This window comes from Hungatella sp. SB206 (assembly GCF_051132295.1).
GTDB classification, from domain to species: domain Bacteria; phylum Bacillota; class Clostridia; order Lachnospirales; family Lachnospiraceae; genus Hungatella; species Hungatella effluvii.
Genome location: NZ_CP096603.1, coordinates 6,105,335 through 6,121,487, shown reverse-complemented (window position 1 = coordinate 6,121,487; position 16,153 = coordinate 6,105,335). Strand labels below are relative to the sequence as shown.

12 protein-coding genes are annotated in these 16,153 nt (G+C 47.8%); all 12 read left to right on the top strand.

The genetic code is table 11. The features are described from left to right. Positions 1–85: 85 nt before the first annotated feature. The 12 genes from M1L66_RS27120 (at position 86) to M1L66_RS27065 (ending at position 16,146) form a co-directional block, all read left to right on the top strand. The gene (locus tag M1L66_RS27120; protein ID WP_434688896.1) at positions 86–1,882 is read left to right on the top strand and encodes a sensor histidine kinase; all 1,797 of its coding nucleotides are present in this window, start codon (positions 86–88) and stop codon (positions 1,880–1,882) included. Further along, positions 1,879–3,405 (top strand): response regulator transcription factor, encoded by a 1,527-nt coding sequence (locus M1L66_RS27115; protein WP_434688895.1) that lies wholly within the window; start codon positions 1,879–1,881, stop codon positions 3,403–3,405. Before M1L66_RS27120 ends, M1L66_RS27115 begins: the two co-directional genes overlap by 4 nt. Positions 3,406–3,662: 257 nt before the next feature. Then, the gene (locus tag M1L66_RS27110; RefSeq protein WP_434688894.1) at positions 3,663–4,967 is read left to right on the top strand and encodes an ABC transporter substrate-binding protein; all 1,305 of its coding nucleotides are present in this window, start codon (positions 3,663–3,665) and stop codon (positions 4,965–4,967) included. 117 nt (positions 4,968–5,084) lie between these two features. Next, entirely contained in the window at positions 5,085–5,981 is an 897-nt protein-coding gene (locus M1L66_RS27105; RefSeq protein WP_187019829.1) for a carbohydrate ABC transporter permease, read from the top strand. 11 nt (positions 5,982–5,992) lie between these two features. Further along, positions 5,993–6,856, top strand: a complete 864-nt coding sequence (locus M1L66_RS27100; protein WP_187019827.1) for a carbohydrate ABC transporter permease — start codon at positions 5,993–5,995, stop codon at positions 6,854–6,856. A gap of 317 nt (positions 6,857–7,173) precedes the next feature. Beyond that, a complete protein-coding gene (locus M1L66_RS27095) occupies positions 7,174–8,520 on the top strand; it encodes a sulfatase-like hydrolase/transferase (protein WP_187019826.1) in 1,347 nt (448 codons plus the stop codon). Positions 8,521–8,534: 14 nt separating this feature from the next. Then, positions 8,535–10,010, top strand: a complete 1,476-nt coding sequence (locus tag M1L66_RS27090) for a sulfatase (RefSeq protein WP_187019824.1) — start codon at positions 8,535–8,537, stop codon at positions 10,008–10,010. A 152-nt stretch (positions 10,011–10,162) separates the two neighbouring features. Then, positions 10,163–11,572: an ABC transporter substrate-binding protein gene (locus M1L66_RS27085; protein ID WP_187019822.1), complete on the top strand. Its 1,410-nt coding sequence runs from the start codon at positions 10,163–10,165 to the stop codon at positions 11,570–11,572. A gap of 60 nt (positions 11,573–11,632) precedes the next feature. Beyond that, positions 11,633–12,520, top strand: a complete 888-nt coding sequence (locus M1L66_RS27080) for a carbohydrate ABC transporter permease (protein WP_434688893.1) — start codon at positions 11,633–11,635, stop codon at positions 12,518–12,520. Positions 12,521–12,525: 5 nt separating this feature from the next. Beyond that, entirely contained in the window at positions 12,526–13,368 is an 843-nt protein-coding gene (locus M1L66_RS27075) for a carbohydrate ABC transporter permease (protein WP_349768866.1), read from the top strand. A gap of 37 nt (positions 13,369–13,405) precedes the next feature. Further along, positions 13,406–15,418 (top strand): beta-galactosidase, encoded by a 2,013-nt coding sequence (locus tag M1L66_RS27070; protein WP_434688892.1) that lies wholly within the window; start codon positions 13,406–13,408, stop codon positions 15,416–15,418. Next, entirely contained in the window at positions 15,415–16,146 is a 732-nt protein-coding gene (locus M1L66_RS27065) for a hypothetical protein (RefSeq protein ID WP_434688891.1), read from the top strand. Before M1L66_RS27070 ends, M1L66_RS27065 begins: the two co-directional genes overlap by 4 nt. Positions 16,147–16,153: the final 7 nt, after the last annotated feature.

The following is a 16,153-nucleotide window of genomic DNA, read 5'->3' as shown; positions in this document are numbered from 1 at the left end:
TGTTTTATACAGGGACACAAAAGGGGATTCGTATTTTTTCTGTTTCTATCATATCATATATTTCGGAAGAAGGGGTCTAAAAATTATGAAACAATTACTGCATTTTGACAGTATAAGAAAAAAGGTCATTTTTTTAGACTTGATCGTTGTTTTTCCGCTATTCATCTTATTCTGTATTTTAATGAGCTATATATTTGAAGACGGCAATTACAAACTGAACTACAGCAAGCTGGACCTTCTGGAAGAAAAATGCAGCAATATTGCGAACAGGAATACGGAGATCATAAAAATATCGGTAGGCATGTATCTGGATCCTGAGATTAACCGTCTGATCTCGAAGAGGAACAGGCTGACGGGCTATGAATATATCAGTGCACAGGACAGCATACAGAGTAAAATGCTGGAGCTGACGGAATTGTTTCCTGACAGGCAGTATCAAATGATGCTGCTCTGTAAAAACGATATGAATTTTTATCAGTCCTCTTTAAACTTGATGCAGGATGCTGTCACTCTGGATATGCTGGACGAGGAAAGCTGGTATCAGGAGGCGATGGAAAAGAATGATTCCATCTATTTCCTCCCGAAGTACAGGAGTCCTGTATTGCAGAAGCTGTTTCAGGAGGACAAGCTGTTTGCGGTTCAGAAACTGCGGAATTTAAACAGCGGAAGAGATGTCGGCATTATGATTGTGGCCATATCCCAGGATATCTGGGGGAATGTCATACTGGGCGATGAGGATTCCGATGAGAATACCATCGTCATCGATCAGTACAGAAAAATAATATTTTCTTCCGATCCCAGAATGTATGGATATGAGGTGGAGGATAATTCTTACTATAATCAGATAACAAATTATACGAAGGGCTTTTTTCTGGGAAATGTGATGAACCAATACAGCCATATACGGTTTGCCAGTATTGATGGTTTGGGCTGGAAGCTGATTTCCTATGAACCATACCGCCATGGCTGGACTTCTTTCTATGTAATCCTGTTCCTCGTCCTGGGAACCGCGATGTTTCTTGTGCTCATCGTCATAGTCTTTTATAACTGCAGCTTTATCTCCCGGAGAATGGAGAAATTAAATAAAAACATCCTGGAGGTGACGAATGGGGATTTAAAGACAAGAATCCAGGATGACTATGAAATAGAGTTCCATGAAATCTGTCACAATTTTAATTATATGCTGGACCACATTGAAAATCTGATGAAGCAGCTGGAGATAGAAGAGGAAGAAAAGCACGCCCTGGAGATCCAGGCTTTACAGGCACAGATTAACCCGCATTTCTTTTATAATACGCTGGTGACCATCCGGTTTATGATTCAGATGGAGGAATATAATGAGGCAGACAGAGCGCTGCTTGCCTTTTCAAAATTGCTGAGAAAATCCTTTGTGAATTCCCAGAAGGTCATTCCGATCAAGGAAGAACTGGCCATGGCGGAAGATTATCTGGAATTAATGAAGCTCCGATATCGCGATAAATTTCAATGGAAAATACTCGCAGCGGAAGACGTAGTGGAATTGGGGATTCTGAAGAACGTCATCCAACCGTTGGTTGAAAACAGCATCTCTCACGGCTTTAACATGAAAGACGGCATGGGACATATCGTCATATGCGCATACCGGATAAAGGAAAATGTCGTAATCGAGGTGGAAGACGATGGTGTGGGGGTAGACTTAGAAAAGATAAATAACAGCATACATAATCAGCAGACCGTGAAGGCCAGAGATCAGCTGAACGGAATCGGGCTTTCCAATATTCAGATGAGAATTTTACGGAATTTCGGCGATCAATATGGACTGAGTGTAGAGGTGAATTCATCGGGCGGCGTTACTTTCCGGATGAAGTTACCTGTCATTAATATGGAGGGGGCAAACAGTTGAATATCGTAATTGCAGATGACGAGGAGATCATCTTAAAATGGATGAAAAAGAATATCGAAGCGCTGTCGCCGGAGCATCATGTGATCGAAGCATGTATCAATGGAATGCAGGTTCTGAATTGCTGCCTGAACCATCAGGTCGATGTGCTGTTTACCGATATACGTATGCCGATCATGGATGGGATGGAGCTGCTTAAAAAGCTGAATCAGAATCATGTCCTGCCTTATACGGTTGTCCTGAGCGCGTATGATGACTTTTCTTATGCAAGGGACTGTCTGAAGCTGGGGGTGAGTGAGTTTCTCTTAAAGTCTGAGATTACAAAGGATGAACTGGAAGCCTGCCTGCAGACCGCGAAGGAACGGATCAGGAATCAGGGGGCGGCGGAGACAAAACAATCATCTCCCGCCCGGGAGATGGAAAAGGTTCTGCTGCAGTGCTTTAAAGAACCGGACTATATTTCCAGGGACATCTTAAAACAGGTCTGGAATACCTGCTGGGAGATAAAAGGGAGTTATGCAGTGATCATCTTCCGCGATACCGATCGGATATCGAATCAGGAACAGCTTAAGGAGATTCTGCCATTTGCCTTTCAGGAGGAGAAGAGGGTGCTCTACTGGCTGCCAAAGAGTGAGCGGGAGATCCTTGTACTTACGGAAATGAATCATGACAACCCTCAGAAGCTTACAGAAAAAATATATGAGACGGTCGCCTCCTTCGGCGGCAGCAATATGTATGTCAGCAGCTCCGACACCGGTAAAACGGTGGACGAACTGGAGACATTATACCAGCATTCACAGGAGGTTCTCACCTATCAGCTGTTTTACAGGCACATTGGCGGACTGAATTATGAAACGATGAAGAACCGGATCAACCATATAGAGGCTGGAATGGAAGCAAAGTTTGAAAAACTGGAGCTGCTGATCAACAGCCGGGCCTGGAGCAGTATAGTCGAGGAAATGGAAGCGATATTCGATTATGCGGGGAAAATGGAGCCGGATGTATCCTGCATCAGAAGGCTGTTTCTAAATACCTTACTGAATCTGTACTGGAGTCATCTGGAGGAGGCGGACAGAAGAGTGTTTTCGATCGATAAGATCATTGAAGTGACACACTGTACCGATATTGGCCAGCTTGAAACAAAGGTTTTGACGCAGGCGGAAGAAATCCTCAGGGTATTGATCGGCAAACAGAAGAAATACAGTGAAGCTGTATTTCTGATCATGCAGTATATGGAAGAACGGTATGCAGACTCCATTACACTCGATGAGCTTGCAAACCATGTTCATATGAATCGCAGCTATATCTCCCATCTCTTCAAAAAAGAGACTGGCAGGAATATTAATACCTATCTGTTAGAGCTTCGAATGGAAAAAGCGAAAATTCTTTTAAAGAACAGTAACCATAATATTCAGGATATCTGCTGTCAGATCGGGATCCCGGATTCGGCTTACTTTAGTAAGGTATTTAAAAAGTATTCCGGTATGACACCGATCGAATTCAGGCGCATCAGCAATGAAAACTGATGCGTCTTTTTATTTCAAAAGACAACAAAACATGGATTGTATAAAAGTGCCAAATAAATTACAAAAATATCAAAATAATTTTAAAATATGCAAGAGAAACTACGAAGTTAAAATGAAAAATAGTAAAAAAGACACAAAAAACAAATGAAGAACAGAAAAGGATATACATAGTACATAGTAAAAGAATGCAAAATCAGTATAATATAGTTATCAAGTTCCTGGAGTACAACAACCATAAACAAAAGGAGAGGGAAGTTATGAGAAGAAATTGGAAAGTTATCTTAAGCGCAGCAGCAGTCAGCTGTATGGTGTTGTCTTTGGCCGCCTGTGGAGGCGGTAATGAAGACCTGGTTTCCGATGCAGGGAAGGATACCAGTGATGAAAATGTAAAACTGGTCTTTCTCAGGGCAGGAACCGAAGATTATAAGAAGGATGCCTTTACTCAGATGATAGAAGGGTTTGAAGCGAAGTATCCGAATTATACGGTAGAGTATCAGGAAGCTCCCTGGGGAGATGATTTTGAGACAAAACTGAACACCGGATTTGCTTCCGGCACGGCACCGGACGTCATTCACTACTCCCTGGCATCGATCGGTGCGAGAGTACCCATGGGGCAGTATGAGTGCCTCGACTCGTATGCCGAAGGCTGGGAGGGCATGGAAGATATGTATGACAGCGTAAAAGAAGCCGGAAGTATCGGCGGAAAGCTTTACGGTGTCCCGTACACGCCGGATGCACGAATGTTTGCGATCAATACAGAGTTATTTGAAAAGGCAGGGCTCGATCCGGATTCACCGCCTGCCAACTGGGATGAGCTGTTGGAGGCCCATAAAAAACTGATGGTTAAGGATTCCTCCGGCAATGTAATCCAGTGCGGCTATGGAATCCCCACCAGCGGAAGAAATATCAACCAATACCTGGAAATATTCATTGTTCAGAACGGCCTGAATAATCTTGTGGATGAAGCGAGCAATGAAATCCTGTTTAACAAACCGGAAGCAGTCGAGGCGATGGATTTCATGAAGCAGTTAAAGGATGCCGGTCTGGTGGACTGGAATAACACGCAGAAGGATCAGAATCCTTTCTACAATGGAACGGCGGCCATGACGGTTATTTCTGAAAATGAGTTTAATAATATCAACACAGGAGATCTGGAAGGAAAGATCAAGCTCGTTCCCATGTTTTCCAAGGCAAACAGCGGTACCTTCTGCGGGATGCATTTTATGTTTATGAATGCGAACTCCAAGAATAAAGAGGCTGCCTGGAAATTAATTGAGTACATGAGCAGCAAGGAGTCGATGCAAATCTGGATGGATACGGCAAAGACGGCTCCCGTAAGGTCCTCTTTGGAAGAGGCGTATCTGAAAAAGAATCCGGTAAATGGACCGATGATTATGGAAGCAATAGAAATTGGAAAAGGATCGCCCAAGGTTCCGTACTTTAACAGTGTATTTACTTATGTGGACGATGCCATGGAACAGGTATTCTATGGGCAATTATCCCCTCAGGATGCGCTTAATGCAGCTGCGGAAAAGGTGCAGGAGGAAATTGATAATCAATAACTGCGGCAATGCGGTCTGTTTGATAAGAATAGGCCGCATTATTTATTCCCGCAGGCAGCAAGTCAGGTGTCCGGATGGCCGGACCTTTTATCAGGAAGAAATGAGGAGAGAGGAAAGATGGCTGGAAAAAAAGTAAGAAAAAACACACGCGGCGATAAAGAGGCGTATATCATGATATTGCCTGCTTATCTGATTTTCACTATTTTCATTCTGGTTCCGATCGGCATGGTACTGTTTTACAGCCTGACCGATTTCAATATGTACCAGATTCCCGCTTTTTTAGGTTTGAAGAATTATAGTAAGCTGTTTCATGATTCGGAGTTTCTCGCATCGGTTGGAAATACACTGCTGTATACGGTTGTAACGCTGACCATTCAGCTGGTATTGGGGCTCTTGCTGGCGGTACTGCTTTATCGGGAATCCAGGGCAGTTCCTTTTTTCCGGACAGCGCTTTACATGCCCAATATCATGTCCATGGTGTGCGTATCCATGGTATGGCTGTGGCTGTATAATCCCAACTTCGGCCTTCTCAACAGCTTTTTAAAGCTTATCGGCATACCGGCCCAGCAGTGGCTCATTAATCCGAATCAGGCAATGCTCTGCATAATTATGATTGGAATCTGGAAGAACTGCGGATATTCCATGGTCATCTTCCTGGGAGGGCTTACCGGCATTCCCCAGTCCTTATATGAGGCGGCGGAGCTCGATGGAGCAGGCGCTATCCATAAGTTTCGCTACATCACGTGGCCGATGCTGTATCCCACGACCTTTTTCCTGCTCGTAACAGGAATCGTAAACAGCTTTGCAGTGTTTGAACAGGTAAATATTATGACGAACGGCGGGCCTTTAAACAGAACAACGACGATCGTCCATCAAATATACAGGAGAGGTTTTCTGGAGTTTAAAATGGGATATGCGAGTGCCATGGCGGTTCTGCTCCTGGTGTTTTCTTTAATCGTTACCATGATGGTATTTAAGTTTGGCAATAAAGGTCAGGATGTGGATGTTTCATAGGAGGAGCAAAGATGAAAAGGAAAAAAAGGTTACATATGATCTGGATAGTCTGTATGGCAGTGGTTTCTTTGATTATCCTGCTTCCGATTCTTGTAATGATTTTAACTTCATTTAAAACAACAGGGGAGATTAACTCGGCGGTATTTCATTTCCTGCCGGAGTCGATGAATCTTGATAATTATAAGGCGGCGATGTCCACCGGAAGCTGGCTGATCTATTTTAGAAATTCCCTGGTCATCACCCTGGTCAGCATTGTATTCTCGCTGTTGTTTAATTCCGTCGCGGGGTATGCGTTTGCCCGGCTGCATTTTAAAGGATCGAAGGTACTGTTTACACTGCTGCTGGTCGGCCTTATGATGCCGCCGCAGGTAACGATGCTGCCCACGTTCCTGATTATGGCGAGATTTCCGCTGATCGGTGGAAATGATATTCTGGGATTTGGCGGTTCGGGATTAATGAATACGTTTCCCGGAGTGATTATTCCATTGGTATCGGGGTCCTTCGGCGTCTTCCTGTCGAAGCAGTTTTTCGAGAATTTTCCCCGATCCCTCGATGAAGCCGCCATGCTTGACGGGGCCGGTAAATGGAAAACGTATTTCTATATCTACCTTCCCAATTCAAAGGTTATTCTTGCAACCCTGGCGCTGTTAAAGGGATCGTCAGTCTGGAACGATTACTTATGGCCTTTGGTCATGACAAATTCAGTCAATATGAGAACCGTACAGCTGGCGCTTACCATGTTCCGGGATGAGAGCACGGTGCGCTGGGGCCCCATGATGGCGGCGGCAACGTTAATCTCGCTTCCGATGATTCTGTTATTCCTGTGTGCACAGAAGTATTTTGTACAGGGAGTTGTTTCGACCGGAATTAAGTAGCAGCAGAGAGGGTTACCGTTCACTCCCCACCAGGGGCACCGCAGTCCGGTTCGGCCGGGCAGGCTTCCTCAGCCTTTCCAGTGACTTTGCAGGGTATTAGAAGTTCTTAACGCGCAAAATTTTTCGTTCAGGTGAAATTCCCACTTGTCTGAGCGCAGCGAGTTTGGGAATTTCACCTGGCTTTTAGAAAAATTCTGCACGTTTAGAACTTCTTATGCCCGAAACCGGAACTGGAAAGGCTGAGGAAGCCTGCCCGGCCGAACCGGACTGCGGTGCCCCTGATGGGGAGTGAACGGTAACCAGAGAGGAGTAAAGGGATGAAAAGACCCAATATTATTGTATATTTTTCGGATCAGCAGCGCTGGGATACGCTGGGGTGTTATGGACAGCCGCTTTTAGTTTCCCCCAATCTCGACAGACTGGCAAAGGAGGGCGTGAAATTTGAAAATGCCTTTACCTGCCAGCCGGTTTGCGGTCCCGCCCGTGCGTGCCTGCAGAGCGGTAAATATGCGACACAGGTAAACTGCCATAGAAATGCGCTGGCATTGCCGCAGGATATAATAACGCTGGCCGATTATTTCCACGAATCCGGTTATGAGACGGCTTACGTGGGCAAATGGCATCTGGCCTCAAACAGAAGCAGCTATACGGCGCCGTTCGATGAGGAAAACTACGAGACCCGGGCGATTCCTCCGGAACGCAGGGGCGGGTATCGGGATTATTGGATGGCGGCCGATGTTCTGGAGGCAACCTCCCATGGATACGATGGATATGTGTTTGACCGAGAAGGGAAAAAATGTGAGTTTATCGGTTACCGCGCGGATTCCATTAATAATTATGCGATTCATTACCTCCACCAGTATGATGGGAAGAAACCATTTTTTCTGTTTATTTCTCAAATCGAGCCTCACCATCAGAACGATCACGGCCGGTTTGAGGCGCCGGATGGCGCGCGAGAGAAGTTTACCGGCTATGAGCTGCCGGCTGACATTCCTGTGGATAAGGGGGACTGGAAGGAACATTACCCGGACTATTTAGGCCAGTGTCACAGCCTGGATGAAAATGTCGGGCGGCTTGTCGATACGCTGAAGGCGAGGGGATTGTGGGAGAATACGATCCTGTTTTACACATCAGACCATGGCTGCCATTTCTGCACGAGGAACAGCGAGTATAAGCGCTCCTGTCATGAGGCAAGCATCCATATTCCGATGCTTGCTGTGGGCGGACCGTTTCAAGGCGGCAGAACCATCACGGAGCTGGTCAGTCTTATTGATTTGCCGGTGACGCTGCTTGACTGCGCAGGTATAAAGAAACCGGAGGATTTTCAGGGGAATTCGCTGAAATCCCTTGCCGATGGGACCTCAGAAGGCTGGGACGACTGTGTGTTTATACAGATCAGTGAAAGCGAGGTCGGCAGAGCAATCCGGACCGATCAGTGGAAATATGCAATCGCTGCGGATGCGGATGGATGGAGCTGCCCGGGGGCGGATGTTTATTATGAACAGTATCTGTTTGATTTAGCGCACGATCCGGCGGAATGCTGCAACCTGGCGGGAGACCCTGCCTTTGAACCGGCAAGAAGGGTATTGCGTGAGAAACTCCTGCTTTGTATGGAACGGGCTGGGGAGAAGAGACCGGAGATTCGTCCTTTTCGAGAGGGCTGAAAGGAGAAACAGAGATGAAAGCAATTATGGTAATGTTTGATTCCTTAAACCGCAGATTTCTTGAGCCGTATGGCTGTCAGGAGACAATCACTCCAAATTTTCTCAGACTGGCACAGAAAACCGTGCGGTTTGAGAACAGCTACGCCGGAAGTCTGCCCTGTATTCCTGCAAGGAGAGAGCTGCACACGGGCCGGTATAATTTTTTGCACCGGTCCTGGGGGCCTATGGAGCCTTTTGACGATTCCATGCCGGGAATCCTGCGGGGGCATGGGATCCATAGCCATCTGGTCAGCGATCACGGCCATTATTGGGAATGTGGAGGTGCTACGTATCACACTCAATATACGACATGGGAAAATATACGGGGACAGGAGGGAGATCCCTGGGCTCCTGTGGTTGGAGGCGCAGAGGATGGGGACCCGAATTTTACCGCATTTACAGAAGGGCTGCGCAGCGGACTGTACAGGCAGAACCTGGCGAACCGCACAAGAGTGACTGGAAAAGACCAGTACCCATTGGTGAAGACTTTTGACAAGGGTCTTGAATTTCTGAGAGAAAATGAGGGAAAGGATTCCTTCTTTTTACAGATAGAATCGTTTTCCCCCCATGAGCCCTTCATGGCGAGCAGGGAGTTTAAGGATATGTATCCCGGGAAAACAAAAGGTAAAAAGTATGAATGGCCGGATTACGCGCCGGTAAAGGAATCCGCAGAGGAAGCAGACGAGATTAAGTACTCCTATTTCGCCGACTTAACAATGTGTGATGAGCAGTTGGGCCGTCTGCTGGATTACATGGACGAAAAGAATCTGTGGGAAGATACGATGGTTATTGTCAATACAGATCATGGCTATATGCTGGGAGAACACGGGTATTGGGCCAAAAACTATATGCTCTGCTACGACGAGATCGTCCATACGCCGCTGTTTATCTGGGATCCAAGGTTCCCCGAATCCGCTGGAACGAGCAGAGAGGCGCTTGTGCAAACCATAGATCTGCCGGTTACGATTCTGCAGTTTTTCGGAATCGATCCTGCCGCAGATATGCAGGGGCAGGACATTTCCCGGATCATAAAGGGGGAGAAAGGCAGCCGGACGTGCGGGCTGTTCGGAATATTCGGGGCCCATCTGTGCTGTACGGATGGAAGATACGTGTATATGAGGGCGCCTCGAAATCTGGAAGCCCCATTTCATGAGTATACGTTAATGCCAACCCATATGATGACGTTCTTTACGACGAAAGAGCTGGAGTCGATGGAACGCCACGAGGCCTTTTCCTTTACAAAAAATTGTCCCGTTATGCAGATTGATGCAGACCCGGCAGTCCGGTGTATGGAGGAGGGGGACTATCTGTTTGACTTACGGAATGATCCGGTGCAGGAGCATCCAATTGTATCGGAAGATATAACAGGTGAGATGGAGCGGAGCATGTACCGGCTTATGAGGTTTAACGATGCTCCGGAGGAGTTGTATTTAAGATTCGGTTTTGTTTGAGGAGAGATCCCTATACTGTGTAATAATTTATAACATTTCCCATAATTTATTCGTATTTATTTCCATGTTCAATTCCCCTATAATAAAACCATCAGAAATACCTGCGCAGGTTCAATGAGAATGATGCTATTATAAGGAGGAGGACTTATACTATGAGAAAGGGTATCTATAAAGCGGCGGCCCTGATTCTTGCCGGAACAATGTGCGCGGGCCTTACAGCCTGCAGCGGAAAGACTCAGGAAACAAAGGTCCAGGAGACAGCGGTTCAGGATACAAAGGAGGCGCAGACCGGAGAAACAGGAAAGGAACAGGCTTCGGAAGCGGGGAAGGAGAGTGCCGCGCCAAAGAAGAAGGTATCACTGGTTCTTGCAACAAACTGGGGTGAGGGGGACTCCAAGTATAATTATTTCTATCCGAAGTTTCAGGAATTCCAGGAAGCGAATAGCGATACGATGGACATTACTCTGGAGACTTACAGCACAGAGGACTACAAGACAAAGATTAAAACACAGACAGCTTCCGGTGATCTGCCGGATGTATTTACCTATTGGGGCGGCGCGATGATGACCGACATGGTGGAAGCGGGACTGCTGCTCGATGTGGAAGAGTACTTTAACGCGTCGGATCAGGTAAAGAGAGACGGATTTGAACCGACCTCCTTCGGATATTACACGGCTTCCGACGGAAAGACCTACGGAATCCCGATTGAATCCACCAGAGGAATATTCCTGGCCAATAAGCAGCTGTTTGAAGAGAACGGGCTGGAGATTCCAAAGACCTGGGAGGAGCTTTTAAAGACCGCAAAGGCTTTTAACGAAAAGGGTATTATCCCGATCGCGATCGGCAGCAACGGCGGTACGCCGTCTGAATTCTTTTTCAGTGAACTGTATGGCCAGTATGACGGGGCGGCAAAAGAACTGGAGGAGCTGGCAGCGACCAGGACCTTCAATACCGAAAATGCGCTTAAAGTAGCGAACAACATAAAGGATATGATCGATCAGAAGATGTTTCCTGCGGATACGGTGGCCAACGGGGGCTGGGCTGCTAGCCTTCAGCTTTATACCGACAGGAAGGCGGCTATGACCTATACGTATCCATGGATGTTTGAGTCCATACCGGAAGAAATTCAGGAAGCCAGTGAGATCGTACCTTTGCCCATGCTCCCTGACGCGGATATCGATCCGGCCGGCATCATGACAGGGTTTACGGTATACGGATTTGAAATTAATAAAGCTTCCTTTGAGGATGCGGCAAAGCACGATGCCATGGTTAAGCTCTGTGACTTCCTTGCTTCTGATGAATTATCCGCAGAGCTGACGAAGAGCGGCATGATACCGGCAAAGAATATTGAAATTGACATGGACAGCCAGAAGCTTATCTTTAAGAAAATGATGGAATATGCCCAGGATAAAAAGCTGATTTCCGTCCACTATACAACCATGCCCGATCAGGATGCCGTTAATATGATGGATTCCAGCTTGGACGAGTTCTTTATCAATGCGCTGACGCCGCAGGAGCTGATCGACAAGGTACAGGCGGTTTTGGACAAGAATAATAAGTAAACGGGGAATTAATGGGGCTGTTCCGGAACGAGAGGAACAGCCCTGTTTTAAGGTGATCGCATGAAAAGAAAATACTCTAAAAAATATCATAATCTGCCGGTTACTGTGATGTTCCTGGCACCGGCATTTTTAATCTACACGGTCTTTCTGTTCCTGCCGCTGATTCTCACGTTCTGGTACAGTCTGACGACCTGGAACGGCGTTTCCGCGAAGGTCTTTGCAGGACTTGCCAATTACAGGGAGCTTGCGTCGAGCAGTGACTACTGGCTCACATTTTCCAACACGGTAAAGCTTACCGTGATCTCTCTCATCGTCCAGATCGGAGCCGGAATTCTTCTGGCTTACCTCTTATACAGCTGGACGAAGGGGATGAAGATCTTCCGCACCATCTATTTCCTTCCGGTGGTTATCGCACCGGTTGCCATCGGTCTGATGTTTTCCCTGTTTTATAACAGCGAAATCGGTATTTTTAATAAGATCCTGACAACGGTCGGTCTGGGGAGATTTGCGACAAACTGGCTGTCCAATCCGCGTACACTGTTATATGCGGTGATGGCGCCGCAGGTATGGCAGTATATAGGCCTTTATGTAACCATATTTTTAGGAGCGCTTCAATCGGTGCCGGAGGACTTGATCGAGAGCGCGCAGATCGACGGGGCGGGGAAATTACAGTCGTTCCTCCACGTCATCCTGCCGCAGATCACCGGATTTATGAATATCTGTATTATCCTGTGCCTGACCGGTTCGTTGAAGGCATTCGATCATTCCTGGATCATGACCGGAGGCGGACCGGGAGTGCGCTCCGCATACCTGGGAGTATTCATGTATAAATCGGCCTTTGTAAATTCGGATTTCGGCCTCGGAAGCGCGGTGACGATTACCATTGTGGCGGTGTCCTTAACGGTTACCATACTGTTTAACTGGTTTGCAGACAGAAAGAAGGGGTGAGGCTTGTGGAACGATTTTTAAAACGATCTCTGAAATACAGGGTTACCGCTGTTTTGTCCTATGCCATCATGAGCATATCGGCGGTCGCAGCGCTTTACCCTTTTATATGGGTGGTCTTTTCCTCGCTCAAGGACAACAATGAGATTTACAGCAATTCCTTCGGCCTTCCGAAGGCGGCGATGTGGTCAAACTACGCGGAGGCGTGGAAGGGAGCCAGAGTCGGCCGGAGTTTTGTTAACAGTATTTTCGTCTGCCTGGTAACGCTGGCGGTGCTTACCGTAATTACGTCCATGGCCAGCTATATTCTCACGAGGGTTACGAAGAGCAGACTGCTGTCCGTGTACTTTTCTCTGGGGATCATGATTCCGGTGCATGCGCTTTTGATTCCCTCCGTACTGATCTTTAAAGGGCTTCATCTGATCGACCATCTGTCCGGCCTGATGATTGTATACACGGCTGTAAACATCTCTTTTGCCATGTTTATTATGAACGGTTTCATGGAGGGGATCCCCAGGGAGCTCGATGAGGCAGCGACAATCGACGGGTGCGGCCGGGCGGGAATCTTCTTTCACATTGTGTTTCCTGTAGCGAAGCCGGGAATCGCCACGGTGGCTACCATCACATTTTTAAACTGCTGGAACGATCTGCTTCTGGGGCTGGTGCTGATCTCCACACCTGCCAGAAAGACGCTTTCCATGACAATCTCCGCGCTGAAGGGATCTTACGTGACGCAGTACGGTCTCCTCTGCGCCGGCTTCGTCATCTCGATCGTTCCGGTAGTCTTTATGTATCTGCTGTTCCAGAAACAGGTTATAGCGGGTATGACTGCGGGAGCAGTCAAGGGTTAGGCGCGTCCGGAAAGGAAGCGCCGGAGGAGGGAATAACATGGTAAAATTTACACATGACGGAATCCGGATAAACGGAGTGGAAAGGCCTCTGTACAGTGGTTCGATACACTACTGGAGGACGAAGAAGAAAGACTGGCACCATGTTCTGTCACAGATCAAGGGCATGGGTTTTGAGATCGTGGAAACGTATATTCCCTGGTCGGTCCATGAATATGAGGAAGGAAAGTATGATTTTGGAGAGATCGAGGAAGAGAAGGATCTGGACCTGTTTTTAACCCTCTGCGAGGAAATGAACCTGGCCGTTATCGTTCGTCCGGGGCCTCATATCAACGCGGAGATGACCGGTTTCGGATATCCGGAGTGGATTTTGATGGATGAGGAGATCCAGGCGAAAAACCCGTGGGGAACCACGGTTCTGTATCCCTATGCCACGGGTCCCTTTCCCATCCCTTCCTATGCGAGTGATAAGCTGTATGAGAAAACGGAGATTTATTTTCAGAAGCTGAAGCCGATTCTGCAGCGGCACTGCGGCGGCAGCGGCTGTATCTGCCTGATCCAGGCGGATAACGAGACTTGTAATTTCTTCCGGGACAGGCCGTATATCATGGATTACTCAGACTGCTCGAAGGCACAGTACCGTAAATTCCTGGCGGAGCGATACGGTACTGCGGCGGCCATGAACGAGAGGTATCACAGAAATTACAGCGTATTTCAGGAGACAGAGCCGCCCTGCGGCTTTGAGGAAGGCGATTTTTCGTCGCTCTGCTATTACCTGGACTGGATAGAATTTAAGGAGTATCAGATTCTCGCTGCCCTGGGGCGGATGGTGGACATCATAAGCCGCCTGGAGCTGCCGGTACCGATTTTCCATAACTGCGCATATCAGAACTATACGCCTGTCTCGGTTCAGAGAGACGAGGAGATACCAGGCCTCATGGCGGCTGGGATTGATGCCTATCCGGAGCCGGGAGATACCGCCATGCTGAAGGAGAGAATTCGGTATCTGGCCGGCAGCAGCCGTTTTCCGTTCGTGCCGGAATTTGGTTCCGGCTCCTGGTTTGACCGGGAAGTGCTTCTGACCGCAGAGGAAGAGCGGTTTGGATACCTGTATTCTGTGATGAATGGTTTAAAGGGCGTGAATTTCTATATGCTGGCGGAGCGGGACCGGTGGACGGGCTGTCCTGTGACCAACGATGGAAGAATAAGGAAGCCGTATTACGAGATGTTCTCGGATCTGCTGAGACTGTTGAAAGATCATGAAATATACCATTTTAACCGCTTGCCCCGCGTGCTGATTTTAAAGAATTACGATATGGGGAGGCTGAAGGCCCTCTATTCCGTGATGGACTGCAATTCGTTTTCGTCCAACTGCTTCATCAAGGGGCCGGATATACCCGCCGCGCTGTTTTTGCCGGAGGAAGAGCCGGAATTTTATCTGGACAGGGAATTGAATTACTGGGATGATGCCTGGGTAAAAGGACTGGCAAAGTGCTTTGACGAAGAACATGAAATCTATGATTATTCCGATGAATATCTGGACTATGACAGGTGGCTCCCATACGATGTGATAGCGGCGGCATCGGGGGATATCATGGATGCGAAGACGCAGAAACACCTGGCGGATTTTGCCGGTCTGCCGGGAAAGACTGTAATTCTGGGGCCGGTCATTCCACGGTATGACAGAACCCTAAAGTCCTGTGAAATACTAAAACACATGGTGGAAGAGGGGGAGGACTCCGGAATTCTTTTTGCGGAAGAGCCGGGAGCGTTCGGTGGCGGTTTCTGGGATCGGTTAAGGCGGAGCAGAGAGTACGGATGCGGGGATCCGGAGATCGAGCTGGCCGTGCACCGGAGGGAGGGAAGCGGATATCACCTGCTCTATATAGCCAATCTCTCAGGAGAAGAAAAAACGGCATTTATAACCTGTACAGGAGGACGCCGTTTTTCGGTGCTGCAGGGGCCTGCGGAGATAAAAATGGAGAAAGACGGCATAATGGCACAGATCCCCGGTTATACTGTGGCCATTTTGAGTGTGGAGGAGAACGTATGATAGACGGTGGTTTAAAAGTGGAATATTTGGAACCGGAGCTCTGGACGCATCTGGGGGAAATCCTTCAGCCATTATCCGGGCAGGGGCAGGTTCTGCACGTCAGAAGGCTGGATTCCGGTTTGTACCGGGCGGTTCAGTGCAGCAGGAGGACAGGCACCGTGTGTGTGAGTGATTCCGGCTGCCCGTTCCTCGATCTTTCCCAGTATATGGAAGGAGAAGAATTGAATACGGAGCGGATTTTTCAGGATTTTTATGATATTATGGAAATCAGGATTTATACGCTGGAAGGTCTGCGGCAGTGCTTCGCAGAGAGCCAGAAAGCGGAGCTGTATCAGCTGGATATTGATCAGGCAGTATCTGAAATCTATGGTATCTTCGAGAGCACGGCAGGAGTGGCCGTTATACGGAGAGAGGAAGAAGGGGAACGCTGGTATTTTGAACGGCTGAGACGGTTTTTGGGGGATAAAGAAGGAGACCATGTGTATCTGTTGTGGATTACGGACGGCGGGGCGCTGTATTTTAACTGCATTCTGGAGATGAGGAAGGGGAGACTGGTGGGAATCTCCACATCGGACAGATATGGCGGGGAACGGGATTATGATAAGGTTCTGGGTTTGATGGAGAAGGAGTACAGGAGGAAGCCGGAAGTACTCTGTATGGAGCTTTCGGAATATCGTACTTACGAAAGGATATGCCAGCACTGTATAGCGCAAATTCCTGTGATATAGCACTCGC